21 protein-coding genes, 1 tRNA gene and 1 pseudogene are annotated in these 24324 nt (G+C 74.6%); 12 read left to right on the top strand and 11 right to left on the bottom strand.

Features of this window, described 5'->3' with window-relative positions; genetic code table 11:
- Window positions 1-28: 28 nt before the first annotated feature.
- Window positions 29-883: a LysR family transcriptional regulator gene (locus tag ACGF1Z_RS14300; protein ID WP_393003554.1), complete on the bottom strand. Its 855-nt coding sequence runs from the start codon at window positions 881-883 to the stop codon at window positions 29-31.
- Between the two features lie 70 nt (window positions 884-953).
- Between ACGF1Z_RS14300 and ACGF1Z_RS14295 the strand changes: the two genes are divergently transcribed.
- On the top strand, window positions 954-1853 hold the full coding sequence (locus ACGF1Z_RS14295; RefSeq protein WP_393003552.1) for a DMT family transporter: 900 nt from the start codon (window positions 954-956) through the stop codon (window positions 1851-1853).
- Here ACGF1Z_RS14295 and ACGF1Z_RS14290 read toward each other — a convergent pair.
- The 3 genes from ACGF1Z_RS14290 to ACGF1Z_RS14280 all read right to left on the bottom strand — a co-directional run bounded on the left by ACGF1Z_RS14290 (window position 1827) and on the right by ACGF1Z_RS14280 (window position 4663).
- The gene (locus ACGF1Z_RS14290; RefSeq protein WP_393004175.1) at window positions 1827-3002 is read right to left on the bottom strand and encodes an AI-2E family transporter; all 1176 of its coding nucleotides are present in this window, start codon (window positions 3000-3002) and stop codon (window positions 1827-1829) included. The two genes, ACGF1Z_RS14295 and ACGF1Z_RS14290, sit on opposite strands and share 27 nt — an antisense overlap.
- A 103-nt stretch (window positions 3003-3105) precedes the next feature.
- The gene (locus ACGF1Z_RS14285) at window positions 3106-3663 is read right to left on the bottom strand and encodes an NUDIX domain-containing protein (RefSeq protein WP_393003550.1); all 558 of its coding nucleotides are present in this window, start codon (window positions 3661-3663) and stop codon (window positions 3106-3108) included.
- 34 nt (window positions 3664-3697) lie between these two features.
- Window positions 3698-4663, bottom strand: a complete 966-nt coding sequence (locus tag ACGF1Z_RS14280; protein ID WP_393003548.1) for a threonine/serine dehydratase — start codon at window positions 4661-4663, stop codon at window positions 3698-3700.
- Between the two features lie 200 nt (window positions 4664-4863).
- Here ACGF1Z_RS14280 and ACGF1Z_RS14275 point away from each other — a divergent pair, with 200 nt between their 5' ends.
- Window positions 4864-7374 carry a bifunctional serine/threonine protein kinase/MFS transporter gene (locus tag ACGF1Z_RS14275; RefSeq protein ID WP_393003546.1) on the top strand — a complete coding sequence of 837 codons (2511 nt, stop codon included), beginning with the start codon at window positions 4864-4866 and terminating at the stop codon, window positions 7372-7374.
- On the opposite strand, the gene ACGF1Z_RS14270 is transcribed toward ACGF1Z_RS14275, so the two are convergent.
- Both ACGF1Z_RS14270 and ACGF1Z_RS14265 read right to left on the bottom strand, forming a co-directional pair.
- Complete coding sequence (locus tag ACGF1Z_RS14270) at window positions 7358-8689, bottom strand: C45 family autoproteolytic acyltransferase/hydolase (RefSeq protein WP_393003544.1); 1332 nt, start codon at window positions 8687-8689, stop codon at window positions 7358-7360. The two genes, ACGF1Z_RS14275 and ACGF1Z_RS14270, sit on opposite strands and share 17 nt — an antisense overlap.
- Window positions 8690-8737: 48 nt before the next feature.
- Entirely contained in the window at window positions 8738-10207 is a 1470-nt protein-coding gene (locus ACGF1Z_RS14265; protein ID WP_393003542.1) for a purine-cytosine permease family protein, read from the bottom strand.
- A 273-nt stretch (window positions 10208-10480) separates the two neighbouring features.
- Here ACGF1Z_RS14265 and ACGF1Z_RS14260 point away from each other — a divergent pair, with 273 nt between their 5' ends.
- Entirely contained in the window at window positions 10481-11137 is a 657-nt protein-coding gene (locus tag ACGF1Z_RS14260) for a TetR/AcrR family transcriptional regulator (protein ID WP_393003540.1), read from the top strand.
- Between the two features lie 25 nt (window positions 11138-11162).
- Here ACGF1Z_RS14260 and ACGF1Z_RS14255 read toward each other — a convergent pair whose 3' ends face one another.
- The 4 genes from ACGF1Z_RS14255 to ACGF1Z_RS14240 form a co-directional block, all read right to left on the bottom strand.
- Window positions 11163-11531, bottom strand: a complete 369-nt coding sequence (locus ACGF1Z_RS14255) for a BlaI/MecI/CopY family transcriptional regulator (protein WP_393003538.1) — start codon at window positions 11529-11531, stop codon at window positions 11163-11165.
- A 255-nt stretch (window positions 11532-11786) separates the two neighbouring features.
- Window positions 11787-12611 (bottom strand): NUDIX hydrolase, encoded by an 825-nt coding sequence (locus ACGF1Z_RS14250; RefSeq protein ID WP_393003536.1) that lies wholly within the window; start codon window positions 12609-12611, stop codon window positions 11787-11789.
- On the bottom strand, window positions 12608-13339 hold the full coding sequence (locus ACGF1Z_RS14245) for a hypothetical protein (RefSeq protein ID WP_393003534.1): 732 nt from the start codon (window positions 13337-13339) through the stop codon (window positions 12608-12610). The genes ACGF1Z_RS14250 and ACGF1Z_RS14245 overlap by 4 nt, the downstream gene beginning before the upstream one ends.
- A 214-nt stretch (window positions 13340-13553) precedes the next feature.
- On the bottom strand, window positions 13554-14072 hold the full coding sequence (locus ACGF1Z_RS14240) for a hypothetical protein (RefSeq protein WP_393003532.1): 519 nt from the start codon (window positions 14070-14072) through the stop codon (window positions 13554-13556).
- 255 nt (window positions 14073-14327) lie between these two features.
- Here ACGF1Z_RS14240 and ACGF1Z_RS14235 point away from each other — a divergent pair, with 255 nt between their 5' ends.
- The 5 genes and pseudogenes from ACGF1Z_RS14235 to ACGF1Z_RS14215 all read left to right on the top strand — a co-directional run bounded on the left by ACGF1Z_RS14235 (window position 14328) and on the right by ACGF1Z_RS14215 (window position 18609).
- Window positions 14328-14729, top strand: coding sequence for a nuclear transport factor 2 family protein (locus tag ACGF1Z_RS14235; protein ID WP_393003530.1), 402 nt, complete (start codon window positions 14328-14330; stop codon window positions 14727-14729).
- Between the two features lie 437 nt (window positions 14730-15166).
- Window positions 15167-15742 (top strand): DinB family protein, encoded by a 576-nt coding sequence (locus ACGF1Z_RS14230; RefSeq protein WP_393003528.1) that lies wholly within the window; start codon window positions 15167-15169, stop codon window positions 15740-15742.
- A gap of 412 nt (window positions 15743-16154) precedes the next feature.
- Window positions 16155-16946, top strand: a pseudogene (locus ACGF1Z_RS14225) (Tat pathway signal sequence domain protein); the annotation flags it as partial.
- Complete coding sequence (locus ACGF1Z_RS14220) at window positions 16920-17648, top strand: discoidin domain-containing protein (protein ID WP_393004173.1); 729 nt, start codon at window positions 16920-16922, stop codon at window positions 17646-17648. The pseudogene ACGF1Z_RS14225 and the gene ACGF1Z_RS14220, both read left to right, overlap by 27 nt.
- Before the next feature lie 139 nt (window positions 17649-17787).
- Complete coding sequence (locus ACGF1Z_RS14215; protein ID WP_393003526.1) at window positions 17788-18609, top strand: arylamine N-acetyltransferase; 822 nt, start codon at window positions 17788-17790, stop codon at window positions 18607-18609.
- Window positions 18610-18616: 7 nt separating this feature from the next.
- Here the strand turns inward: ACGF1Z_RS14215 and ACGF1Z_RS14210 are convergent, their stop codons facing one another.
- Entirely contained in the window at window positions 18617-19135 is a 519-nt protein-coding gene (locus ACGF1Z_RS14210) for a hypothetical protein (protein ID WP_393003524.1), read from the bottom strand.
- A 539-nt stretch (window positions 19136-19674) separates the two neighbouring features.
- Between ACGF1Z_RS14210 and ACGF1Z_RS14205 the strand changes: the two genes are divergently transcribed.
- From ACGF1Z_RS14205 to ACGF1Z_RS14190, 4 genes are all read left to right on the top strand, one after another.
- Entirely contained in the window at window positions 19675-20004 is a 330-nt protein-coding gene (locus tag ACGF1Z_RS14205) for a TfoX/Sxy family protein (protein ID WP_393003522.1), read from the top strand.
- Window positions 20005-20454: 450 nt separating this feature from the next.
- Window positions 20455-20539 (top strand) — tRNA-Leu (locus ACGF1Z_RS14200).
- Window positions 20540-21020: 481 nt separating this feature from the next.
- A complete protein-coding gene (locus tag ACGF1Z_RS14195) occupies window positions 21021-22865 on the top strand; it encodes a non-ribosomal peptide synthetase (protein WP_393003520.1) in 1845 nt (614 codons plus the stop codon).
- Window positions 22862-24322, top strand: a complete 1461-nt coding sequence (locus ACGF1Z_RS14190) for a condensation domain-containing protein (protein ID WP_393003518.1) — start codon at window positions 22862-22864, stop codon at window positions 24320-24322. Before ACGF1Z_RS14195 ends, ACGF1Z_RS14190 begins: the two co-directional genes overlap by 4 nt.
- Window positions 24323-24324 lie beyond the last annotated feature (2 nt).

Below are 24324 nucleotides of genomic sequence, written 5' to 3'. Positions count from 1 at the left end.
CCCAGCCGGCCCCCGGCGCCCGCCCGCCTCACCCCGCGCGGTAGAGCCCGGTCAGCAGCTCGATCACGGCCTGGGCCGCGGGATGCGGGTCGTCCCGCCACCAGGCGAGCCGCACCGCGACCGGTTCGGCATCGCGCACCGGGCGGTAGACGACACCGGGCCGGCGGTACTGGCTGGCCGTGGCCTCCGCGCTCATGCCGATGCGGCGGCCCGTGGAGATCGCGGTGAGCCAGTCGTCGACGTCGTGGATCTCCTCCGTGGCCGGCCGGGAGTCCGGCGGCCACAGCTCCGGCGTCGTGGTGCCCGTGCGGCGGTCGATCAGCAGGGTGTGTCCGCTGAGATCGGCGAGCCGGACCGAACGGCGCCTGGCCAGCGGCTCGTCGGCCGCCATCGCACACAACCGCCGCTCCAGGCCCACGATCGCCGAGTCGAAGCGCCGGTCCTCCAGCGGCCTGCGCAGCACCGCGAGATCGCAGGAACCCTCGGCCAGCCCCGCGGTCGGCGAGTTCACCCGGACCAGGTGGAGCTCCGTCCCCGGCTGCGCCGCCACCCATCCCCGCTGGAACGCCGGCGTGTGCCGCCCCAGCGCCGACCAGGCGTAACCGATCCGCAGCACCCGCTCCCCGGAACCCGCCTCCCGGACCAGCTCGTCCGCCGCGGCCAGCACCCGCCGGGCGTGCGCCACCACCCGTATGCCCGTCGCGGTGGGCGTCACCGAACGGGAGGTGCGGCGCAACAGGCGCACGCCCAGCGTCTGTTCCAGCGAGGCAAGGGTCCGTGACACCGCCGCCTGCGAGACGCCGAGGGCGAGGGCCGCGTCCGTGAAGCTTCCCTCGTCGACGATCGCCACGAGACAGCGCAGCTGCCGCAGTTCCACATGCATACGCCAAGCGTATAGATCTCTTCCGGTCATGCATTTTGTGCAAGCTCGGGCGCCGAGGACGATCGGCTCCATGCCCGCAGCTCCTGCCACCGCCCCGGCGCGGATCCCCGCCGAGACCTCGCACCGCACGTCCCCCGCCGGGGTGGCCGCCATGCTCGGCAGCGGCCTGTCCAACCAGATCGGCGCCGCGACCGGATCCCTCGCGTTCCCCGTGCTCGGCCCGGTCGGGGTGGTCGCCGTCCGCCAGTACGTCGCCGCGATCGTCCTCCTCGCCGTCGGCCGCCCGCGGCTGCGCTCGTTCACCCGCCGCCAGTGGCAGCCGGTGATCCTGCTCGCGGTCGTCTTCGGCACGATGAACCTCTCCCTCTACACGGCCATCGACCGGGTGGGCCTCGGACTCGCCGTCACCCTGGAGTTCCTCGGCCCGCTCGCCATCGCCCTGGCCGCGACCCGCCGCCGCGTCGACGCCTGCTGCGCGGTGCTCGCCGCGGCCGGCGTCGTCACCCTCATGCGCCCGCAGCCCACCACCGACTACGTCGGCATGGGCTTCGGCCTCCTCGGAGCGGTCTGCTGGGCCTCGTACATCCTGCTCAACCGCACCGTCGGCAGCCGCGTCCCCGGCGCGCAGGGCAGCGCCGCCGCCGCGGGCCTGTCCGCGCTGATGTTCCTGCCCGTCGGCCTGGTCGTCGCCCTGCGCCATCCGCCCACCGCCGCGTCCCTCGGCTACGCCGTCGCGGCCGGCGTCCTCGCCTCGGCCGTCCCCTACCTCGTCGACCTCTTCACCCTCCGGCACGTCCCGCCCGCCGCCTTCGGCCTCTTCATGAGCGTCAACCCCGTCCTCGCGGCGGCGGTGGGCTGGATCGGCCTCGGGCAGGGCCTCGGCCCGGCGGACGGGGCGGCCGTCGGCGCCGTCGTCACCGCCAACGTCCTCAGCATCGCCGCCTCAGGCCGCCGAGCCCCCGCCACCTGACGGATCCCGGCCGGCCGACGGACCCGCACCGTCCGAGGACCCGCCGCCGCCCGGCGGTTCCGCGCCGTCCGCCGCGGCCCTCGCGAGGGCCCGCTCCGCCGCACGGGCCTCGCGGAGGGACGTGTGGACCGCCCAGACCACCGACACGAGAGGCACGGCCACCACCGCTCCGACGATCCCGGCCGCGATCGACCCCGCGATGACCGAGATCGCGACCACCAGCGGATGCAGCCGCACGGCCCAGCTCATCACCAGCGGGTGCAGCAGATGGCCCTCGATCTGGCCGATCACCACGATCAGCGCGATCACGATCCCCGCCACGAGCGGCCCCTTGGCCGCCAGGGCGACGACCGCGGCGACCGCCAGCGCGACCGGCGACCCGATCAGCGGGATGAACGCCGCCATGAACTCCAGCAGGGCGAGCGGCACCGCGAGCGGCACCCCGAGCAGCCACAGGGCGATGCCCACGAGGACCGCGTTCGTCGCGGCCACGAGCACGATCCCGTGCGTGTAGCCCGTGAACGTACGCCAGGCCGCCTGCCCCCCGACATCCGCCCGGAGCCGTGCGGACGGCGGCAGCTGGTCCCGGAACCAGGCCCACTGCCGGTCCCCGGAGTGGATGAAGAACACGGAACTGAACAGCGCGAGGGCCAGCGTGGTCAGCACCGCGACGAGCCGGTGCGCGCCGCTCACCGCCTCGCTGACCAGCGCCGAGCGGTGGTCCGACAGGAAGTCCCCGATCCGTGACTGGACGTCGGACAGCGCCCCCGGGCTCAGCCGGAACGGCGGCCGCTCCAGCCAGTCCTCGATGCGCCCGATCCCCGCCCGGAACTCGCGCAGCAGCGTCGTCCGCTCACCCGCCACCGCCTCGCCGACCAGCGCGAGGACGCCCAGGACGAGCGCGATGCCGCCGACGAGCGTCAGGGCCACCGCGAACGGGCGGGGCATGCCCCTGGCGACGATGTCGGCGACCGGCCGCAGCAGGGCGGTGACGACCAGGCCGAGGAACACGGCCACACCGATCTCGTGGAACCGCCCGAGCACGGCGAACAACGCGTAGACGAGTCCGCCGACGACGAGCACACGCCATGCGTAGGCGGCGGCCGTACGGAGGAGGGGGGCGACCGAGGGGGCCGAGCCAGGCTGCATGGCCATCGACGTACCACCCCGGCGCCGCCCGCCCACGCCGCTGCCGACACATTCCCCCGACCGGGGCCGCCACTCGCCGACCCCCGCCCCCGCTCCGCGCGGGCTACACCCACCGGTAGGTGGCGTCGGTGACCGCGGGGAGGGCCGCGTCGGCGACCGTGTCGTACGGGCCCAGCCGCGCCAGGTGGGGGCCGAGAGGCGGGAAGAGCGGCAGGTGCGCGGTCTCCCGGTGGTCGATCCACACGATGTCCCCCGCCTCGTGCCCGCCGTCCGGCAGTTCGTCGTACTCCACGGTGGCCAGACCGGCCCGGACCGCCGGAGCGACCCGCAGACGGTGGATCAGGTGGAGCTTGCGCGGCGGCGGAGTGGGCCCGGGCCGGCTCACCCGCTGGTCCACCGTCCACACCAGCTCGCCCCCGTCGGCATCGTCGACGTCGAGCCCCAGCTCCTCCGCGAGCTCACGGGCGAGCGCGTCCCGGAGGTCCTCGCCCGGCTCGACGTTGCCGCCCGGGGGCGAGTAGTGGACAGACCCGGGCCGGTCCCGCCGGATGAGCGCGACCTCGTTCCCGCAGTAGACGAGGGCGCCGACACGGATCTTGAGCGTGGCGAAGGCGACGGGGGCGGGAGGAGCGGCGGGCGCGGGCTCCGGGGGCTGCGTCATGGGGCGAGTATCCAACGGACCCGCGCCGCCGCTGCTACTGAGGGGAGACCAGGTCCGTGGGGTCGGTGTTGGCGCCGCAGAGGACCACGCAGACCTTCTCTCCCGGTGCGGGCCGGTAGGCCGGGGCGGGCGCGGTGAGGGCCGCGAGGGCGGTGGCTGCGGCGTGTTCGACGACCAGCCGGTGCTCGTCCCACAGCGCCTGCCGGGCCCGTACGATCTCCGCGTCCGGGACGAGGACGGAGCGGACGCCCTCCTGACGGGCGGCGTGCAGGGCCGCGGCGGAGACCCGGCGGGCGCCGAGCGCGTCGGCGGCGACCGACTCGACGGTGACGTCGACCGGGGCCCCCGCCTCCAGCGCGGCGTGCAGCGCCCGGCAGCGTTCCGGCTCCACGGCGACCGTCCGCACACCGTGCTGCCGTGCCGCGGTGGCGACTCCCGCGAAGAGACCTCCCCCGCCCACGGAGACCACCAGCGTGTCGAGGTCGGGCAGCCGCTGGTGGATCTCCTCCATGAGGGTGCCCGCCCCGGCGGCGATGAGCGGGTGGTCGTACGCGTGCGAGGCCAGCGCCCCGCTCTCCGCCGCGAACTCCTCGCAGGCGGCCAGCGCCTCGGCGTACTCCGTACCGGCGAGGCGCACGTCCGCCCCGTAACCGAGGAGCCGCTCCACCTTCACCCTCGGCGCCGACTCGGGCAGGAAGACGGTGGCCCGCACGTCCTGCCGACGCGCGGCCCAGGCACAGGCGAGGCCCGCGTTGCCGCCGGAGGCGATCGTCACCCCGGCCGCGGGCAGGGTCCCGGCCTCCCGGTGCGCCAGCAGGAAGTTCTGCGCGCCCCGCGCCTTGAACGTCCCGGTGTGCTGGAGGAACTCCAGCGCGAAGAACAGCTCGTGGCCGGGGCCGCTCGCCCGGCCGGCACCGGCGGGCGCGACGGTGACCGGCCGGACCTGCCCGTCGACCCGTGCGGTCGCGCTCTTCACGTCGTCGTAGTCGAGGTTCCGCATGCCGCCGCTCCCGATCCTCCGCCGTAGCCCCGTCGTGCCCGACGATCACGTCACCGATCATGTCACCGGCCCGCCGTCCGCCACCAGCGGCCCGGGGCGGCCTCGCCGGGGGGACGCCGCGTCCGGGGAGGCCTCGTGCGCGGTCTTGATCGGGTCAAGGCGCCCGATCCCCGCGGCCGGTTCGGCTATCTTCCCTTCTCGTGGACCAGTTGACCGCGGAAGATCCCAGCCGTATCGGCCCGTACCGGCTCATCGCCCGCCTGGGAGCAGGCGGCATGGGCCTCGTCTACCTCGGGCGTTCGGAGGCGGGACGCACCGTCGCCGTGAAGGTCGTGCAGGCCGAGTACGCCGGGAACACCGAGTTCCGGCGCCGGTTCGCGCGCGAGGTGGCCGCCGCGCGGCGGGTCGGGAGCAGCTGGACGGCGGACGTGCTCGACGCCGACCCCGAGGCCGCCGTGCCCTGGGTGGCGACCCAGTACATCCCCGGGCCCGACCTGCACACCGTCGTCGCCGAGGACTTCGGCCCACTGCCGGAACACTCCGTCCGCGCGCTGGCCAACCGCCTCGCCCTCGCCCTGCAGACCGTCCACGAGGCCGGTCTCATCCACCGCGACCTCAAGCCGTCGAACGTGCTCGTCACCGTGGACGGGCCCCGGGTCATCGACTTCGGCATCGCGCGCGCCATGGACAGCCTCACCGGCGACAGCCTGCACACCCGCACCGGGATGCTGATCGGCTCGCCCGGCTTCATGTCGCCCGAGCAGGTCCGCGGGCTGGAACTCACCCCCGCCAGCGACGTGTTCTGCCTCGGCGCCGTGCTCGTCTACGCCGCGACCGGACGCATGCTCTTCGGCGCCACCGACACCGGCCTGAACGCCCACCTCTTCCGCGTGGCCGAGGAGGAGGCCGACCTCACCGGCGTCCCGGACCCGCTGGTCGGCCTCGTACGGGCCTGTCTGGAGAAGGCCCCCGCCCGGCGGCCCACGCCGCGCGAGATCGCCGAGGCCACCGCCACGGACGACACCTCGGAGTGGCTGCCCGGCTCCGTGCTGGCCCAACTCGGACGGCACGCGGCCCGGTTGCTGGACTTCGCGCCTCCCGTGCAGGATGAGCCGCCCGTCGTGCCGGCCCAGGCCGATCCCCGGATCGCCCTCGCCCGGCAGCAGGGGCGGCCCGTGCCGCCGCCGCCCGCCTACGCGCCCACCGCACCCGGGGCCGGCGCCGTGGGGGAGGGCTTCGGGCCGCCGCCGGGGCAGGGAGCCGCGGCCGGGGGAGTGTGGTCCGGGACCACCACCCCGGCGCATCTCGTCCCCGCCCCGGACCCCCGGCGCTGGTGGGGACTCGGGGTGGCGGTGCTGGTGCAGCTGCTCGTGGTGCTGCAGGGAACCCTCCTCGGCCAGGTCGTGCCGGTCATCCAGGCCGACCTCGGCCTGGACATGAACACGGTCCACGGGATCTTCCGGGCCTACGCGGTCTCCCTCGGCGCCCTGGCCCTGTTCGGCGGTCACCTCTGCGACCTCGCCGGGCGCCGCAGGACGCTGGTCATCGGCCTGTCCGGCATCGTGGTCGCCGCCCTGCTCGCCGGTACGGCGCCCTCGCCGGCGCTGCTCGTCGCGGGCTGGCTCCTCCAGGGCGTCTGCGCGGCGCTGCTCACGTCCGCCGCCCTCTCCCTCGTGGCCGGCGGTTTCACCGACGCCAGGGAACGGCGTACGGCCTTCGGCGTCTTCGCCGGGGTGGTCGCCGGCGGCACGGCCCTCGGGATGCTCGCCGGCGGGGCGATGACCGAGCTGCTCAGCTGGCGGATGGCCTTCTACGGCGCGGTCCCCCTCGCGGTCGTCGCCCTGATCGGCACGCTGACCCTGGTGTCCGCACCCGCCGCACCGGCCGGCACCCGCTTCGATCCCGCCGGGGTGGTGCTGGGCACCCTCGGGCTCGGGGCCCTCTGCTACGGACTCGGCGAGGTCGGCGAGTACGGCTGGGCCGAGCCGGCGACCCTGGTGCCCCTCGCGGCGGGACTCCTGCTGGGCGCCGCCTTCCTCTGGTCGCAGAGCGCCTCGTCCGCCCCGCTCCTTCCCGCGCACGCGCTCAAGGACCCTCGCCGGGCCGGTGCGCTCGGCATCCTGGTCCTGCTCGGCATCGGCACGTACGCCTTCCACGGAGCGCTGTCCTTCCGGCTCCGGTTCGTGCTGGGCCAGTCCCCCCTGACCGTCGGCCTGGGCGCGCTGCCGCTGGTCGTCGCGGCCGTCCTGACGGCGACGCTCATCGCCGCCCGGGCGGCCTCGCCCACCGCACCCCGGATGCTGGTCGTGACGGGCACGGCCCTGACGGGCGCCGGGCTCGCGGTCCTCGCGGTCGCCCCGGTCAGCGGCGCCTACCTGCCGGTCGTGCTGCCCGCGCTGCTGCTCATCGGCGGTGGCGTCGGTCTCGCCCTCCCCCCGCTCTACGACCTCGCCACCGGCGCCCCTGCCGCGCCGGCCCAGGCCGGGCCGGGCGGCAGTGCGGGAGCGGTCGCGGCCGTCGGGCAGCTGGGCGCGGCGATGGGCGTCGCCGTCTTCGGCACCGCGCTCGCCGCCGTGTACGGCGAGGGCCCCCTGGAGCGCCTGTCCGGTGCGTACGCCATGAGCCTGTGGTGCGGCACCGGCGCCCTCGTGCTCGCCGCCCTCGTCGGCGGACTCGCCCTCACGGGGCGGCGGGTCACGCCCGGAGCGTGATCCAGGGTCGGGTGAACTGCTCGGCGGGCGTGCCGTCCAGCACCCGTGCCGTACGGGCGGCAGGGTCGAGCACGACCGTCGCGAGGCTCGCCCAGCGCCGGCCCGTCGGCGCGGCCGGGTCGGGGACACAGGTGACGGGCGGCTCGCCCGGGCCGGTGACCAGGGCCCGCGGCAGCCCTTCGGCGGCCACGGGCAGCGGCGGTACGGCGCCGGGGGCCGCTCCGGCCTCGCCCGCACCGTCGTGCAGGCCCGCTCGGCCGTCCGGGCCCGTGCCGTCGTCCCGCCCCTCGCCGCCGGCGCGGGTCAGGCGCTCGCGGAGGAAGCCGAAGCGCTCCCCGGAGTCCGGCTGGTAGAGCCAGGTCTTCTCGCGCCTGGCGGGGGCCGGGGTGAGGAAGTGGTTGGTGCGCAGGTGGATGCCCGGAGCCACCGGGGGCGCCTCGAAGACGCCCACCGGGCTCAGGTCGAGCAGCACGGCGCTTGCGGTGTCGAAGAGCAGGAAGGAACCGGAGGAGGAGAGCGGTGCGGACTCGACGAGCTCCCGCGCGTGCGCGACGCTCCCGGCCTCTTCCAGGACGAGCGCCGCGAGCACGTGCACGGGGAGGCCCCCGGCCCGGTCGTCCGCGTGCCCGAGGATGTTGAAGTGCAGGGCGAGTCCGCCGCTGTTCACGCCGATCTTGGCGAGGATCCCGTGCTCGCTGAGGCCGGCGTAGCGGTGGGCCCCGCCGCCGGACTCCACGGTGTGCCAGTACGGGCTCAGCTCGACGTGCCAGTCCCACGTCTGGACGCCCACGTGGGTGCGCCCGGCGCCGTCGGGCGTCCGGCCCGCGCGGACGATCGTCGAGCACTCGCCCGGCGGGACGGCGGCCGAGCGGGCGAGGATCTCGGTTCGGGCGTTGAGCGCGGCGATGCGCCAGGGCTCGACGCCGGCGCCCTCGGCGATGCCCTCGATCTGCTCGCGCAGCGCGGGCCGGAAGGCGTCGACGGCGTCGAGCGCCCGGCAGGCGTCGTCGCGGACGGTCTCCGGCCGGATGCCGCCCAGGGCGAAGAGCCGGTCGTACGTCTCCAGCCCGCCGTGCAGGGCGGGGACGAGCTGCCGGCCCCGGTCGCGCCCGCGCCGGCGGGGGTCGGCGTCCGCGACCGCCACGTGCGGCCGGTGCGCGGGGCGCGGGAAGGGGAAGGCGGCGACGGCGGCGGGGGAGCCGGAGGGCGTCGGTGACGGGGATGCGGCGGAGGGAGCGGGGGAAGCGGCGGAGGCGGCGAAGGGAGCGGGGGACGCCGGGGATGCGGCGGAGGGCAGGGGGTCCGGCTCGGTCACGGTCTGGCTCCTGAGGTGCGGCGGTACGGGGCGCGTGCGGCGCGGGTGTCAGTCGCGGGCGGGCGCGAGGGCGGGCGCCGGGGCGGGCAGGGTGCCGAAGGCCCGGGACAGTGCCCAGTAGAGGGCGGCCGAGCCGAGCACGCCGACCGGGACGGCCAGGTTGAGGCCGTCGAGGCCCGCGGAGACGGGGCCGGCCCAGAAGGTGGAACTGGCGCAGAGCGCGGCCGCGCCGGAGCCGAGGAGGGTGGCGAGGACGCCGGCCCGGTTGACGCCGCCGCGGTACCAGTACGGTCCGGTCCGGCGCTGGTCGTGGAGCGCGGGGCCGTCGTAGCGGTTGCGGCGCAGCACGACGTCGGTCGCGTACACGGCCATGCAGGGCCCGGTGACGATCACGACGAGCTCCATCATGGCGTTGACGGCGGTGAGGAAGTCGAAGACGAGGATCGAGAAGAGCGTCATGGCGGTGCCGATGACGCCGACGACCAGGACGGCCGCCACGCGGGGGAGCCGGACGCCGATCGACTGCACCGAGAGGCCGGCGCTGTAGGCGGTCATGCCGTTGTTGGCCATCGTGTTCACGACGACGCCGAGGACGAACAGGGGCGCGAACCAGCCGGGCATGACGCTTTCCAGGGCGCCCTGGGGGTCGCTCATGTCGAGGGTCGTGGCCGCGAGCGCCCCGACGGCGGTGAACAGGACGCTCGGCAGGAAGGCGCCGGCCGCCGTCCACAGGGTGATCGCCGTGTTGCTGCTGTCGCGGGGCAGGTAGCGGGCGAGGTCGGGGCTGTTGGCGTACGAGAGGGGCGCCGAGGCGACGAGGGTGAAGCCGGAGGCGAGGGCGACGGCGTGGGCCGTGCCCGTGAGCGGCTCGGCCGGTGCGTACGCCCAGTCGGCGTGGGCGACCACGAGCGCCGAGACGACGAGGAAGACGCCGGTGAGCAGGACGGTCAGGGCCGAGTAGAGGCGCACGATGGTGGCGTGGCCGTAGATCGCGATGAGGATGGTGACGCCGGCGATCAGACAGATCACGACGGCGTCGAGGGCGGCCGACTCGGCCAGACCGAGCCGGCCCGCGAGCCCGATGCCGGCGACGGAGGCGGCGGACCAGTTGAGCGCGAGGTAGAGGGCGGAGATCAGCCAGCCGGTGAGGGCGACGACGATCTTGTTGCCGAGGACGCCGTAGATCGCCCGCGAGACGACCGAGCCGGTGGTGCCCGAGGCGGGGCCGCTGATCGCGACGAAGCCGGTGAGCAGCCAGAGGAGGTTACCGCCGATGATCACGGCCAGCGCCTCGACGAGGGGCAGGCCGATCAGGACGAGCGTGGCGCCGACCACGAAGCTGAGGTAGCTGACGTTGGGGGCGGCCCAGATCGCGAAGAGCTCGCGCGGTGATCCGTGCCGTTCGGCCTCGGGCACGCAGTCGATGCCGCGGGTCTCGACCTGACCGGCACGGTCGACACCGCCGACCGCTCCGCCGGCGGGGCGGACCACGTCGTGGGGCGGGGGGTTGGGGGCCATGGCAGGGGTCCTTTGTCCGGGGAGGGGGGCGGGGGAGGCGTGGCCCGGGGCGGGGCTCGGGCCCGGGCGGGCGGGCTGGGACGGGCGGGACGGGAAGGCGGGAGGCGGGCTGGGGAGGCCGGGCCGGGAAGGCGGGAGGCGGGCTGGGGAGGCCGGGCCGGGGACGGCGGGCCGGGGAGGAAGCTGCGGGGAGGCGGAGGCGGGAGTAGCGCCAAGCTTTATTGGTTGTGTAACCAATAGCTTGTTGGTGCGCCATCCAATAGTCTGTTCCGTGTGACGTCAACCCCCGGGAGCAAGCGGACCCGCAAACCGCCCGCCGAGCGCCGCGCCGAGATCCTGGACGCCGCCGCCCGTCTGGCGCTGGTGCACGGACTGGAACGGGTCACCACGCACCAGGTCGCCGCCGAGCTGGGGGTAAGGCCCGGTCTGATCGGCCACTACTTCGCCACGATCGACCTGCTGCTGTGCGAGGCCTTCGCCCGCGCCGTCACCCGGGAACGCGCCGCCCTGCTGCCGGCCTCCGACGAGGGACTGCCCCCGGTCCGCCGCCTGGCGCGCTTCCTCGCCCGCATCGGCGACGCGGACTTCGCCGACCTCGGCCGCCTCTGGCTCAACGCCCGCCATCTCGCGCGCTACCGCCCGAACCTGCGGGCCGTCGTCGCCGAACAGGAGGCGATCATGCGCGCGGAGCTCACCGGCCTCATCGAGGACGGCGTCCGCACCGGCGACTTCAGCACCGACGATCCGTCGGCCGCCTGTGTGGTCCTCCTCGTCACGATCGACGGCCTCGACTCCCACGCCAACGCAGACGGGGACGCCGTGTCCGTCCACCCGGTCCTCGACACGCTCACCTTCCGCGTCGCGGAACGCGAACTGGGCCTGCCGCCCGGCAGCCTGCGCCCCGAGCTCCAGGTGGCGCCGGGTCACTGACCCGGGACGTCGGGGCCCTGTCCGTTCAGCGCCCCGGTCGGGGGTCCACCGCGTGCAACGCCCCCTGGAGGGCGGCACGTTCGGCAGCGGTGAGACCGCGGACGAAATGGGTGAGGGCCGTCGGGCGGTCCTCGGCGGCGGACAGGCCGTCCTCCATCAGGGCGGCGGCATAGGTCTCACGGGTGGCCGCGGCCTCGTACACCCAGACGCGGCCCTCGCGGAAGCGGGTGAGATGGCCCTTGTGGAAGAGGATCGTCGTCACCGTGGTGACGGTCGTGTAGGCCACGTCCCGGTGCCGGTTGATGTCGTCGACGACCTCGCGCACGGTGGCCCCGCGGTGCCACCTCCAGAAGCGGTCCATGATCTCCGCCTCGAGGTCCCCCAGCCGCCGCATGCGCGCGTGTCCTCTCCGCCGACGCTGACTTCCCGCCCGCTCATCGTAGGTGCGCGGGCGGGGCCGGCGGCGTGGCGTGATCGCGCCATCGCGTGTTCCCGCAGGGCAGGCCGACTGGTGGCCCGCTCGGGCGTCCGGCCAGGATGTCTCTCGCGACGCGAACCCCCTGCACGGGGCGCGGCGTCGGAACGGCACGGACCGGGCGGTGCGCCGGAGGGTTCGGTTCGACGGGTCGATCCCCCCGCCCCGTTACCGCTACGGCGTACGCCCGGTCCTGTCGTGAGCGGCGCCTCCCCCGCCTCGGTCCGCGCGGGTGAAGTGGCGGTCGAGCAGCTGGGGGAGGTAGTCGGCGCACCGTGCGAGGACGGTCTCCGGCCGGTCCGGACCGGTCACGAACGCGATCGTGTCCAGTTCCGGTCCGATGCCGTGAGCCGACTCCGCGGCGGCGAGGCGGGCATGGTGGCGGCGTACCAGCCCGGCCGGCACCGGCGGGGCGAGGAAGTGGAATCCGAGGCTGCCGAAGCGGGCGCCGCGGGTGAGCGCGCTCAGCCGCAGTTCCGACTCGGCCGCGTGGACGCCGAGTTCCTCGGCCAGCTCCCGGACGGCGTGCGCGCGGAGCGCCGCCAGGTCCAGGGGGCGCCCCTCGGGCGGCGGCTCCGCCGCACCGCCCGGCAGGGTCCAGCGGCCCGGTGCGGCGGTGGCGGGGGAGCCGCGGCCCACCGTCAGGCCCTCCTCGGTCGGCAGCAGCACGGTCACGAAGACGGATCCCGGGACCTCTCCGGGCGGTCGGAGTCGGCGCAGGGCCCGGTGGCGGTAGGTCGTCCTGGCCCAGCGCACCGACACGCGACCGGGTGCCGGGCGGTCGAGGCCCAGGCTCGCCACGAGCGGGCCGTCGAAGGTCGCCGGGTTGCGCGCCGTCGTCTCCGCCCAGAGGCGGTCCACCGCGCGGCCCTCCGCGGCGGTCAGGGGCGGGGGCGGGTGCTCGACGAAGTCGACCCGGTCCGTGTCCACGAACGCGACGGCCGGCAGGGCGGGTTGTGTGGCGCGGCGGGTCACGGCGCGCTCCGGTCCGTCCGTCACGCCGCCGACTCCCACGCCGTCGTCAGGCCCTCCAGCCACGCGGGCGGGAGCTCGGCCGCGTCCCACTCCCCGCGCAGCGGGTCCGGCACCGTGGTCAGGCGTTCCAGGACGGCGATGCTCGTGGGGGAGTGGAGCAGGGAGTAGCGGCCGTGGATGGCGATCGGGCTGCCGGGGCCGTACTCGGCGTACATCCGCTCCACCCGGTCTCGGTGCGTCGTGGCGAACCCGGTGAGCCGGCCCGCGTATCCCGCCCGCTGACGGGCGCTCATCGTGCCGAGGACGGCCGTGAGGATCTGCTCGGAGACCTCCGGGTCGAGGTCGGAGACGGTCGTGAAGGACAGGTAGAGCGGCAGGACCACGACCTTCGCCCGCTCCAGCTCCATCCGGCCGACCCGGGGGTGCGGTTCCGTCTCCGCGCTCGGCTCTTCGGAGCGGACCGCCCGGCGCAGGGTCCGTTCGGCGAGGGCGCCGAGCTCGTCCGCGGCCGTGCCCGCGCCGTCGAGCCAGCCGGACGCGTAGGCCTCGCCCTTACCGGCGGGGGCGTTCCGCGCGAGGGTGTCGAGGTCCTCGTGGGCCAGGGTGAGCGCCCCGGCCTCGACGAGCCCGATGAGCTCCTCGGCGTCACCCGAGTACACCCCTGCCCGGGCGAGGAGCTGGACGAGAGTCCGCTTCGCGTTGAGGACGTCGGCCTCGTCCAGCCGCTGCCGGCCTTCCTCGGTGGCGTTCATGGGTCCTCCTTGTCGCATGTGCCGCGCCGTCGTGAGCCTACGTGCCGAGGGGGCCCGCTCGTGGCCGGGCACACGAGAAATCCCACGCGGGGGGCGGTTTCGCGCGGCAGATGCTGATGTGACTCAGCGTCCTGCTCGGCCCGCCCGGCCGAGTGGGACGCTCAGTGTGATGCGACGCTTCGACCCGTCCGGGGACCCGGCCGCAGCAGCCGTCTCAGTCGTCGGCGGCTACGAGGAGGGTGAGGGTGCCGAGGCGGCGGTCGATCAGGACGAGTTCGTGGAACTCGTTGTGGATGGGTCCGTAATCGTGGTGGGCATCCTCGGGGAGGGATCCAAGCGTGTACCGGCTCGTCGCCTGGTGGATGGGGACGTATACGGCCTCTTGCAGCTTCGCGTCCAGGTCGGGGGGAAGCGGGACCCCGCTGGTGGCCCATGTGTGGATCGTGGCTGCTGCGTCCGCCTCGTCGACGGCGGTGTACGTGCCGGGGGTGATCCGGTCGGACCACCACTGGCCGTGGCGCGGCTCGAGCCAGACGCCGGCTCCGTCGTAGGTGTCACGGAACTCGGGGTGGGCGATCAGGGTGGCCAGAAGGTCCTGGTCGACCGGTGACGCCGGTGGCAGGTGGAAGCGCTTGATGTGAACCCACCGGAAGCCGTGGCCCCACCCGTCGGGGAAGGCGAAGTCCCTGAAGTTGACGAAGGGGCTGTCCCAGTGGGTGAGTGCATGGCGCATACGAGCCAGGGTCGCTCAGTGGCCCGGATCAGCCAAAAGCGCAGACGAGCACGTCGTCGCCCCCTTCGAGGGCCGGCCGGGACGCTCAGCCGGGGCCACCTGGAACGCGCACAGGGGCCACCTGGAACGCGCACAGGGGCCAACCGCAACGCCAACGGGACAGATGGAGCGCTCCGTCACAGCTGGACATCCCTCCTCCCTCGCCCTACCCTCGCTCGTAACTATTCAATTAATTGAGTATTGCGAGGATGGATCATGCACCCGTTCCGTCAGGCCGTCGAGGCGCGTGACGAGGCCGCCATCGAGGCGCTGCTCGCCGACAACGTCGTCTTCACCAGCCCGGTCGCCTTCAAGCCGTACCCCGGCAAGGCCATCACCGCCGCGATCCTCCGCGGCGTGATGCGCGTCTTCGAGGACTTCACGTACGTCCGCGAGATCGCGAACCCCGACGGCCGCGACCATGCCCTCGTCTTCACCGCGACCGTCGACGGGCGGCAGATCCAGGGTTGCGACTTCCTCCACTTCGACGAGGAGGGCAGGATCGACGACTTCACCGTCATGGTCCGCCCGCTCTCCGCCGCCCAGGCCCTCGCCGCGGCCATGGGTGCCCAGTTCGAGCGGATCGCACAGGAGGCCGAAGCGGCGGCCGGGGCCTGAGCCCCGACGTCGACCGGGTCCGCAAGGGACCGCCGAAGGGTCGGGCGGAGCCGCCCTCGCCGCGGCCGTCATCCCTCCGGCGGCGGCCGGGCGCGCTGCCCTCGTCCGTCCGGTGGCGGCCGGGCCGGGCGCACCGCCCGTCGAGCGGTCGGAGGTCCCGCCGTCCGCGCCACCTCTCCTTCGGTGCGGACGGCGGTACGAACTACCCTCGGCGCTGCGCCGGTTGACGGGGCGAGGGGCGCCGGGCCCGGCTCCGTGCGATGAGGGGCCCGGAGTTAGTCCGCTGCAGTGTCGGCCTCCGGGCGCGGGCCCCGCCGCTCCTCCCAGGCCTCCGGGAGCAGGTCGATCTCGTCGTCGACATCACGCCCGTCGGCGAGGTGGACGTCGTTGAGATGTATGAGCAGGACGCGTCGGGGCCCATGGCAGGGTCGTGCCGCATGATCGACGAATTCGCGAAGGACACCCTGCACGGGAGACTGCGGCGGGACCGCCAGGCGCTGCTCTGGAAGCTCGACGGCCTGTCCGAATATGACGCCCGCCGCCCTCTGACGGCGACCGGGACCAACCTCCTCGGCCTGGTCAAACACGTGGCCACCGTCGAGGCCAGGTACTTCGGCGAGGTCTTCGGCCGCCCCTCCCCGGAACCGCTGCCCGGCTGGCAGGACTCGGACGGCAGTGACCTGTGGGCGACCGAGGACGAGACCCGTGACCAGATCACCGGGTTCTACCGGCGCACGTGGGAGCACTCGGACGCGACGATCGCCGGGCTTCCCCTCGACGCCCCCGGTCACGTGCCGTGGTGGACGGAGCCCTACGCCGACACCAACCTCTTCGCCGTCATGGTGCACGTGCTCGGGGAGTCCATCCGGCATGCCGGGCACGCCGACATCCTGCGCGAGGGCCTCGACGGTCGGACCGGTCTTCGGGCCGAACTGGAGACGCAGGTCGACGCGGAGGCCCGCGCGGCCCACTACGCGAAGATCGAGCAGGCCGCCAGGTCGGCCGCGCGATGACGGCCCGGAAGCCGTCTGACATGACGTGATGCCCCGGCGACGGGATGCCGGTCGTGGATGCGGGGCTGCCGAAGCGCCTGCTCTCGACGAACTCCGAGAGGCGCCCGGCTCGTTGCGGCACCCGTCCGCAGTTCCCTGCTCGTTCCCGCCGCGGCATGGCCGCTCCGTGGGGCGAGCGCGGGTGTGCCACGGCAGTGACGGATCGCCGGCGCTGGCGGTGCGGCCTGGACCTGCTGTCGGCGTTCGGCCGTCGTCCGTCGCCGTGCACCGCCGCCCCACGGCAGAAGCCGTAACGGCCTGCGGGGCCGCCAAGGAGGGAATGACTGTCAGGAACCTTTACTAACGACCGCTCGGCGGGCAGTATGGCGCGCACCATCGACATCGGTCCCAACTCCCCTTCCGGAGGCGGTACATGACACGCCGACGTGTGATGCCGGTCGCGTTCGCGGCCCTGGCGGCACTCGCCCTGACCCTGCTCGGCCTGGTCTCCCCCTCGTCCACCGCCGGAGCGGCCGCCGCCTGGACGCTCCGGTGGGCGCCGGACGTGGCCAGGGACGGCCTGGGTGCGTTCGAGACGATCGAGGACGACCGTGCGGGCTCCCACCCCGGGGGTGCGCCCCACATCAAGGTCGCCGGGGACGCCTACCGGTTCGACATGCATACGGCGGACCGGGACACGTCCACCGACCGGCAGCGTCAGGAGGTCACCGGCAACCGCACCGGGGCGTCCAGCTTCCTGGAGTGGCGCCCCGGCGAGACCTGGCGGGTGACGTACTCCATGTACATCCCCAGCTCGCTCATGGCCACCACGACCTTCACGCACATCATGCAGACCAAGCAGCCCGGGAACGGCACGTCCCCGATCACCGTCACCTCGCTGCGCCGCGTCGACGGCAGGCAGACCATCGAGCACAAGATCTTCGACGGCGACATCCTGGTCGGCCGGACCGACCTGGAGCCGCTGCAGAACAAGTGGATCGACATCGAGTACGAGATGAAGATCGGCGACGGCACGGCCGGGTCGGTGCGCTGGGTGGTCAAGAGCGGCGGCGCCACGGTCGTCGACGCCACCAAGACCGGCGTCGACACCTTCCTCGCCGACCGTGTCCGGCCCAAGTGGGGCATCTACCGCTCGCTGGGCGACACCTCCGGGTCCCTGCGGGACACCTACCTGCTCCTGAGGAACCTGCGGGCCTACCAGCTCACCGGCAGCGGCCCCGCCCCGGACACCCGGGCACCCACGGCCCCCGACGGCCTGCGCGTCACGGGCAGCACCGCCGGAAGCGTCTCCCTCGCCTGGAACGCCGCCACCGACGACGTCGGCGTCACCGGCTACGACGTCCACCGGGGCACCACCCTCGTCGGCACCGTCACCGGCACCGCCACCACCGTCACCGGGCTCGCCCCGAACACGGCGTACGGCTTCACCGTCAGGGCCCGCGACGCGGCGGGAAACCTCTCCGCCCCCTCCGCGGCCGTCACCGGCACCACGCAGTCCGGCGGCGCCGAGACCCTGCTCTCCCAGGGACGCCCGGCCACGGCCTCGTCCACGGAGGCCGCCGGCCTGGAACCGGGCAAGGCGGTCGACGGGTCCGGCAGCACCCGCTGGGCCTCCGCGGAGGGCGTCGACCCGCAGTGGCTCCGCGTCGACCTCGGCGCCCCCGCCGCCCTCTCGCGCGTCCGGCTCGACTGGGAGGCCGCCTACGCCGGCGCCTACCGCGTCCAGGGCTCCCTCGACGGCACCACCTGGACCGACCTCTACGCCACCACGACCGGAGACGGCGCCACCGACGACCTGGCGGTCTCCGGCACCGCCCGCTACGTCCGCGTCCACGGCACCAGGAGGGCCACCCCGTACGGCTACTCGCTCTGGGAGTTCAAGGTCTACGGGACCCCGGCGGCATAGCCCGCGGCCGCCGGACCGGACCCGTCCCGGCCACCCGCCCCGTGCGGGCGGCCGGGACGGAGGGCGTAGGACCCGCGAAGGCCACGGACCGTGCCTCGGGCCGAGGCGGGCCCCGCGGGCCGGTGCGTACGGTGGGGCCATGAGCATCGACCTCCACACCTACCTCACGCGCATCGGCCGGCCCGGCGACCCGCAGCCCACCCTGGACGTGCTGCGTTCCGTCCACCGCGCGCACATCGAAGGCATCCCCTTCGAGAACCTCGACCCCGTGCTGGGCGGCGCGCCCTCGCTCGCCCTGCCCGACCTGGAGGCCAAGCTCGTCCACGGCGCGCGCGGTGGCTACTGCTACGAGCACAACACCCTGCTCGCGGCGGCGCTCAGGGCCATCGGCTTCCGGGTCACCCTGCTCACCGCCCGCGTCCTCGTCGGGGCACGGGAGGGGGAGATCCGGCCGCGCACGCACATGCTCATGCTGACCGATGTGCCCGGACAGCCGGTGCCGTACGTGACCGACGCCGGCTTCGGCAGCATCGGCTCGCTCCTCGAACCGATCCCGCTGACCGCCGGCGTCGAACTCCACGACGCACCGCGCCGCCACCGTCTCGTGCACGAGCCCCACGAGGGGCCGCTGGAGCTGTGGAAGCTCCAGACGTACCTGGTGGCGCAAGGGGAGTGGGAGGACCAGTACGCCTTCACGGTCGAGCCGTTCGAGGCGCCCGACTACGAGGTCATCAACTGGCACATCGCCACCAACCCGCGCTCGCCCTTCGCCCGCGGTGTCTACGTCCAGCGCACCACCCGGGACACCCATCTCTCGCTCACCGGCCGCCGCTTCACCGAGACGGCCCCCGACGGATCCCTCACCGAGCGGGAGCTCGCGGACGGCACCGAGGTCCTCAAGGTCCTCCGGGACGAGTTCGGCATCCGTCTCCCGGACGGCACCCGCCTTCCGGAGGAGTGACGGTGCGTCAGGAGGCGGCGGCGCCGCCGGGGTCCGGGGCGGGGCCCTCGCCCCGGGGCACGGCCACGACCTGTACGTCGTCCTCGTAGACGATCCGTCCCGGGTCCGCCGACTCGACCCGTACGCACGGCACGCCGTGCTCGGCGAGCAGGTCCAGATAGCCGGGGACCCGGTCGAGGAGATGAGCGGCGGTGGCCTTGAGCCACGCCGCGGCACCGGGGTTGCGGGCGTCGTCGTAGACCGTGGGGTCGGTGGCGGAAGGGTCGGGATAGGCGGCGTCGTACCAGTCGTTCGCGGCCCGCCAGAACCGGTACTGCTCCTCGCTGAGCCGGCCTTCCCGGGCCAGGGTGTTGGCCAGGGCGAAGATCCCGGGGAAGTGTCCCCGCGGGCTGCGCACTGTTCCCTGGTAGCGCACGAAGGGCGCTCCCCCCGCGCTGCCGGTGCCGGTGCCGGGGTGGGGGCGGGTGTCGGGACCCGCGCCGGTGTCGGGGCCGGACTGCTGGGCGGGGCGGGGTGGCGACGGCATCGCAGCAGTATGGCAAGCGGCACGGGGAACGGGGAGGGCGGGCGCAGGGTCCGCCCGGGCGCGCCGCCCCGGGCCGCCGGGCCGCCGGGCCCCCTGGCCCCGGTGCGCCGCCCCGGGCCCACCGGGCCCCCGGGGCCCGGCCTCCGCCCTGCCCCCTCCGGGCCGTCGGCCCCTGCCCTTGCCCCTGCCCCTGGCCCCTGCCCCCTGCCTTGGCCCCTGGCCCTGCGCCCTCCGGGCCCCCGGCCCCCACCGGACCCCGGCCCCACCGGGCCCCCGTCCCCCACCGACCCCCGCGCCTTGCTCTCCGAGTCCCGGGCGCCCCGGGCGCCCCGGCGTTCGGCCCCCGCGCCCGTCCCTCGCCCCGCGCCCCGGCGCGCAGGCAGACCGGTTGCCCGGCCCCGCCGCCCCGACCCGCGCCGATTCGGCGCGCCCGCCCCTGCTCGTCCGGAGTGGCGGCCCCGGGCCGCGGTGGCCAGACTCGGGAGCACCACCGCCGCCCCGGGAGCAGCCCGTCAGGGCGCTGACCACGAGGACGTCCCATGGCATTCGACGAGGGTCTCGCGGAACGGGTCCGCACCTGTCTGGCCCGGGACGCGGCAGTCACGGAAAGGCGCATGTTCGGTGGGATCGCGTTCCTGTGCGCCGGGAACATGGCCGTGGGTGTGACCGGGGACGACCTGATGGTCCGCGTCGGTCCCGACGCCGCCGAGGACGCGCTCGCCCGGCCGGGGGCGCGGCCCGCCGACATGGCCGGACGCCCGATGCGGGGGTGGGTCGTCGTGACCGCGGTCGCGGTGGCCGAGGACGCCGCCCTCGCCGAGTGGGTCGGTCGGGGACGGGCCTTCGCGGCAGGCCTGCCGCCCAAGTAGCCGGGACGCCTGGGCCCCGGGGTGGGGCTGCCGCCTGAGTTTCGCCCCGGGGCATTCCGGCTGCCGGGGGACGCACGGGGCCCATTGCGGGCCGCCGCCCAAGCGGCAGAGGCGCAAGAGAGTCTGGGCAGACCTGCCGCCCAGTGGCCCTGCCCCATGGGGGCGGGGGCAGACCCGCCGCCCCAGTGCCCTGCCCCTTGGGGGCCGGGGCGCACTGCCGCCCCCGTGGCCCTGAGGCGTGACGCGGGCCGGTCGTGGCGGGTCGGTCCGGTCGGCTCGGGACGGGTCGGTCCGGTCGGCGCCGGGCGGGTGCGCCGGGTGGCCGCTCCCGATGCCTGCCCCAGGCCGTCCGCACCGCGCTGACCACGGGAAACGATGTGAACTCCAGCGCGAACGCCTGGTAGATTGATCCCTGTCGCCGCGGGCAGCCCCGCGGAGGACGACACGCCTGTCCGGGTGGCGGAATGGCAGACGCGCTAGCTTGAGGTGCTAGTGCCCTTTATCGGGCGTGGGGGTTCAAGTCCCCCCTCGGACACGACAGGTTCACCAGCGAGTGGTGGTCGGGAGCATCCCGGCCACCACTTCGCGTTTCCGGGCCCTTGCCCGATGGGTGGCCGAATGCCCGCACTTCGCCGAAAGGCGGCGGCCGGGCGGTGAACGGGCGCCGTCCGGGACGGTATTCGCTCCCGGGAAAGCCCGCGTGAACATGACTTATTTCCTGACCGGCGGGGGAGGACCTTCGTCCTCTTGACATCCGGACCTTATGACAGAGGGTGCGGATCGAGGGGGTGGAGCCTCCCCGGCGGTGCCATCGGGTCCGACCCCGTCTGACCGGCAGTCTGCGCGCCGGGCCGCCGCCCGGCCCGGAAATGAAAACGAATTCAGACATCACGCACCGCTCATGAAAAGAATGAAACCTCCTTCTTGAATTCATGATTCAATTCCTGTCCGGAAAACGTCCATTGACTCTGCCTCACCCGCTGTGATGAGAATGATCAAAGTTCGCGTGGCGGAGAGTGACAGTCGGAGGGGGAGTCGTGGATCGACGTTCTGGCGCGCCATTCATTTCTGTTCATGGGACTGTTTCCGGGCATGCGGCCCGGCGGCCGGGGGACGTCGCGGTGGTCGACGCGGACGGCACCTCGCTGACCTACGCCGAGCTCTGGCGGCGGGCCGGCTGGACGGCCGCCGCGCTGGCAGCGCAAGGGGTCCGCCCCGGGGACCGGGTGGCGGTCGCCCTTCCGAGGTCCGCCCGGCTCGTGATCGCCCTGCTGGGGGTGGCCCGGCTGGGTGCCGCCTATGTGCCGCTCGACTCCCACGCGCCGCGGGCCCGCCTCGAACTCCTCGTCGACGAGGCCCGGCCCGTCGCCGTCGTGACCGGTGACGACCCGTCCGGACTTCCGGTGGGTCCGGTCCGGGTCGGGGTGCCGGCCGCCGCGCCGGACGCCCCGGTCCCCGACGCCCCCGACGTCGACGCGGACACCCCTCTCTATGTCGGCTACACGTCGGGGTCCACGGGCCGGCCCAAGGGGGCCGTGATCACCCACGGCGCCGTGCGCTCGTTCACGTACGCCCCCGACTACTGCCCGGTCCGGCCCGGCGACCGGGTCGCGGCGCTGGCCAATCCCGCCTTCGACGCCACGACGTTCGAGGTGTGGAACACCCTCGCCGCCGGGGCGACGATCGTGGTGCTCCCTGATGTCATGACCCTGCCCATGCAGGAGTGGGCGGAGCTGCTCGGCGGTGCCTCGGTCACCAGCATGTTCCTCACCACCTCGCTCTTCGACAGCATCGCCCGCGAGGCCCCCGACGCCTTCCACACCGTTGACAACGTTCTCGTCGGCGGCGAGGCGCTCGACATCGAACGGGCGCGCCGGGTCCTCGACCACAAGCCGCCCCGGCGGCTCGTGCACGTCTACGGCCCCACCGAGACCACCACCTTCGCCACCGCCTTCCTCTGTACCGGCGAGAACCTGACCGGCCGCAGCCGCGTCCCGCTCGGCGCCCCCGTCCAGGAGACCCGGCTGCGCGTCCTGGACGAGCAGCGGCGCCCGGTGGCGCCCGGCGGGACGGGCGAGCTCTACATCTCCGGGCCGCAGGTGGCCGCCGGCTACCTCGACGCCCCCGAGCTCACCGCCGAACGCTTCGTGGTGCTCGACGACGGCGACCGCGCCTACCGCAGCGGCGACCTCGTCCGTCTGCTCGACGACGGCGAACTGGAGTTCGCCGGGAGGATCGACCGGCAGGTGAAGCTGCGCGGCTTCCGGATCGAACCGGCCGAGATCGAGCAGGCGCTCCTCGCCACCGGCCTCGTCTCCGCCGCCGTCGTCGAGAAGACCGGCGAAGCCGCGGGCGGCGCCCTCGTCGCCTTCGTCCTGCCGGCCGACCCCGCGCACACCGCAGGGCTCACCGCGCGCCTGGCCGAGCTGCTCGGTGAGCGCCTGCCCGGCTACATGGTGCCGGCCCGCTGGCTCGTCGTGGCCGACATCCCGCTCAACGCCAACGGCAAGACCGACCGCAGACGCCTCCTGGAGATCGCGGAGGAAGCGGGGGCACCCGTGCCGGGCGTGGCGCAGCCCGCCGCCGAGCCCGCGGACGCGGACGACCCGTCCTCTTCCGGCGGCGCAGGTCCGCTCGCCGAGCTGTACGCCGTCCTGGCCGAACTCCTGCGCCTCGACCGGGTCGGACCCGACGACAACTTCCTCGAACTCGGCGGCAACTCGATCCTCGCCCTCCAGGCCACCTCGCGCCTGCGGGCCCGGGGCGGCGCCGACCTCAACCCCGCCGACCTGCTCTTCGCCGAGACCCTCGCCGAGCTGGCCGGTCCCGCGGCGGCCGGTCCCGCGGACACCGCCCGATGAGTACCGGCACCGGCCGGCCGCCCGTGCTCGAACGCCGCGAGACCGGAGCGGCCCCGCTGTCGAGCGCGCAGGAGGGCCTCTGGTTCATCCACCAGGCGCGGCCCGCCTCGACCGCGTACCACGTGCCCCTGGTCCTGCCCTGCCCCGAGCCGCTGCACCTCCCCGCGCTGCGGTGCGCCGTGGAGACGCTGGTCGCCCGGCACGGCATCCTGCGTACCCGCTTCCCGGTACGCGACGGCGCGCCCGTCCAGGTCGTCGACACGTCCACGACCGTGACCGTCACGGCCACCGATCTGTCGGGCGTGCCCGGTGCGACGGAGCGCGCCCACCGGGAGGCCCGCGAAAGGGCTGCCGAACCGTTCCTCCTCGACCGGGAGCCGCCGTTGCGCGTCGCCCTGTGGCAGGGACTGCCCGAGGGTGACCTGCTCCTCGTCTGTCTCCACCACATCGCCGTCGACGGCTGGTCGCTCGCCCTGCTCTTCGACGAGCTGTGGACCGTGTACGACGCCGCCCTGGCCGGAACCCCGCACGGACTCCCCGAACCCGAGCTCCAGTACACGGACTTCGCCCGCTGGGAGCGAGAGGTCCACGCGACCCGAGGGCACCGCGAGCGCGTCGCCGCGCGCGCCGAGCGGCTCCGCGGGTTCCCCACCGGGCTCCGGCTCGGCGCGCCCGCCGCCCTGAAGGACCAGCACCGGGCAGAACCCGCGGAAGGCGCCGGGGACGAGGGCGAGGAGACGGGCTTCGAGCTGGACGCCGACCTCGCGGACCGCGTGCGGCGGCGGGCCCGGGAGGCCCGCATCACCCCGTACCTCCTCTTCCTCACCGTCTTCCAGGAGACCGTACGGCGCTGGAGCGGCGAACAGCGCTTCCTGCTGGGCACGATCCTCGTCAACCGGCCCGACCCGCGACTCGACCGCACCGCCGGGTTCTTCGTCAACACGGTGCCGCTGCACTGCGACAACCGGCCGGGCCGGACCGTCACGGAGGCCTGGGGCGACATGCGCGCCGAGTTCCGCGACCTGCTGCGCCACGCGGACGTCACGCTGGGACAGCTCGCCACCGCCCTCGGCGCCGCCGACCGGACCGGCAGTCCGCTCGTCCAGGTGGGCTTCGTCATGCTCAACACCCCTCCCCGGGTGGGCGGCAGAGAACTCCCGGTGTCCTCCCTGGCCCTGCCCACCCAGGCCGCCGCCCTCGACCTCACGGTGGTCGTCGAGGACTCCGGCACCCGTTTCACCGGCACCATCGGCCATGCCACCGCGCACTACGACCGGGCCACGGCGGAGGGGGTACGCGACACCTTCCTCGGCCTGCTCGGAGCGGCCCTCGACGCGCCCGACGCCGTGCTCGCCCGGCTGCGCGTCCCGGGCACGCGGCCGGCCGGCCCGGCCGGGCCCCCGATCGACCTCGTGGCGGATCACCGCAGGCGCACCGCGCCGACGGCAGGGAAGTGAGA

This window comes from Streptomyces sp. NPDC048018, from assembly GCF_043202995.1.
In the GTDB taxonomy this organism is placed as follows: Bacteria; Actinomycetota; Actinomycetes; order Streptomycetales; family Streptomycetaceae; genus Streptomyces.
This window is presented reverse-complemented; position numbering and strand designations above follow the sequence as displayed.

Coding starts and splice junctions, on each gene's coding strand:
- ACGF1Z_RS14210 (WP_393003524.1), bottom strand. CDS start 19,135: ATGCCGTCGCCACCCCGCCCCGCCCAGCAGTCCGGCCCCGACACCGGC.
- ACGF1Z_RS14290 (WP_393004175.1), bottom strand. CDS start 3,002: ATGCAGCCTGGCTCGGCCCCCTCGGTCGCCCCCCTCCTCCGTACGGCC.
- ACGF1Z_RS14205 (WP_393003522.1), top strand. CDS start 19,675: ATGGCATTCGACGAGGGTCTCGCGGAACGGGTCCGCACCTGTCTGGCC.
- ACGF1Z_RS14240 (WP_393003532.1), bottom strand. CDS start 14,072: ATGCGCCATGCACTCACCCACTGGGACAGCCCCTTCGTCAACTTCAGG.
- ACGF1Z_RS14235 (WP_393003530.1), top strand. CDS start 14,328: ATGCACCCGTTCCGTCAGGCCGTCGAGGCGCGTGACGAGGCCGCCATC.
- ACGF1Z_RS14245 (WP_393003534.1), bottom strand. CDS start 13,339: ATGAACGCCACCGAGGAAGGCCGGCAGCGGCTGGACGAGGCCGACGTC.
- ACGF1Z_RS14280 (WP_393003548.1), bottom strand. CDS start 4,663: ATGCGGAACCTCGACTACGACGACGTGAAGAGCGCGACCGCACGGGTC.
- ACGF1Z_RS14190 (WP_393003518.1), top strand. CDS start 22,862: ATGAGTACCGGCACCGGCCGGCCGCCCGTGCTCGAACGCCGCGAGACC.
- ACGF1Z_RS14255 (WP_393003538.1), bottom strand. CDS start 11,531: ATGCGGCGGCTGGGGGACCTCGAGGCGGAGATCATGGACCGCTTCTGG.
- ACGF1Z_RS14295 (WP_393003552.1), top strand. CDS start 954: ATGCCCGCAGCTCCTGCCACCGCCCCGGCGCGGATCCCCGCCGAGACC.
- ACGF1Z_RS14265 (WP_393003542.1), bottom strand. CDS start 10,207: ATGGCCCCCAACCCCCCGCCCCACGACGTGGTCCGCCCCGCCGGCGGA.
- ACGF1Z_RS14300 (WP_393003554.1), bottom strand. CDS start 883: ATGCATGTGGAACTGCGGCAGCTGCGCTGTCTCGTGGCGATCGTCGAC.
- ACGF1Z_RS14230 (WP_393003528.1), top strand. CDS start 15,167: ATGATCGACGAATTCGCGAAGGACACCCTGCACGGGAGACTGCGGCGG.
- ACGF1Z_RS14285 (WP_393003550.1), bottom strand. CDS start 3,663: ATGACGCAGCCCCCGGAGCCCGCGCCCGCCGCTCCTCCCGCCCCCGTC.
- ACGF1Z_RS14215 (WP_393003526.1), top strand. CDS start 17,788: ATGAGCATCGACCTCCACACCTACCTCACGCGCATCGGCCGGCCCGGC.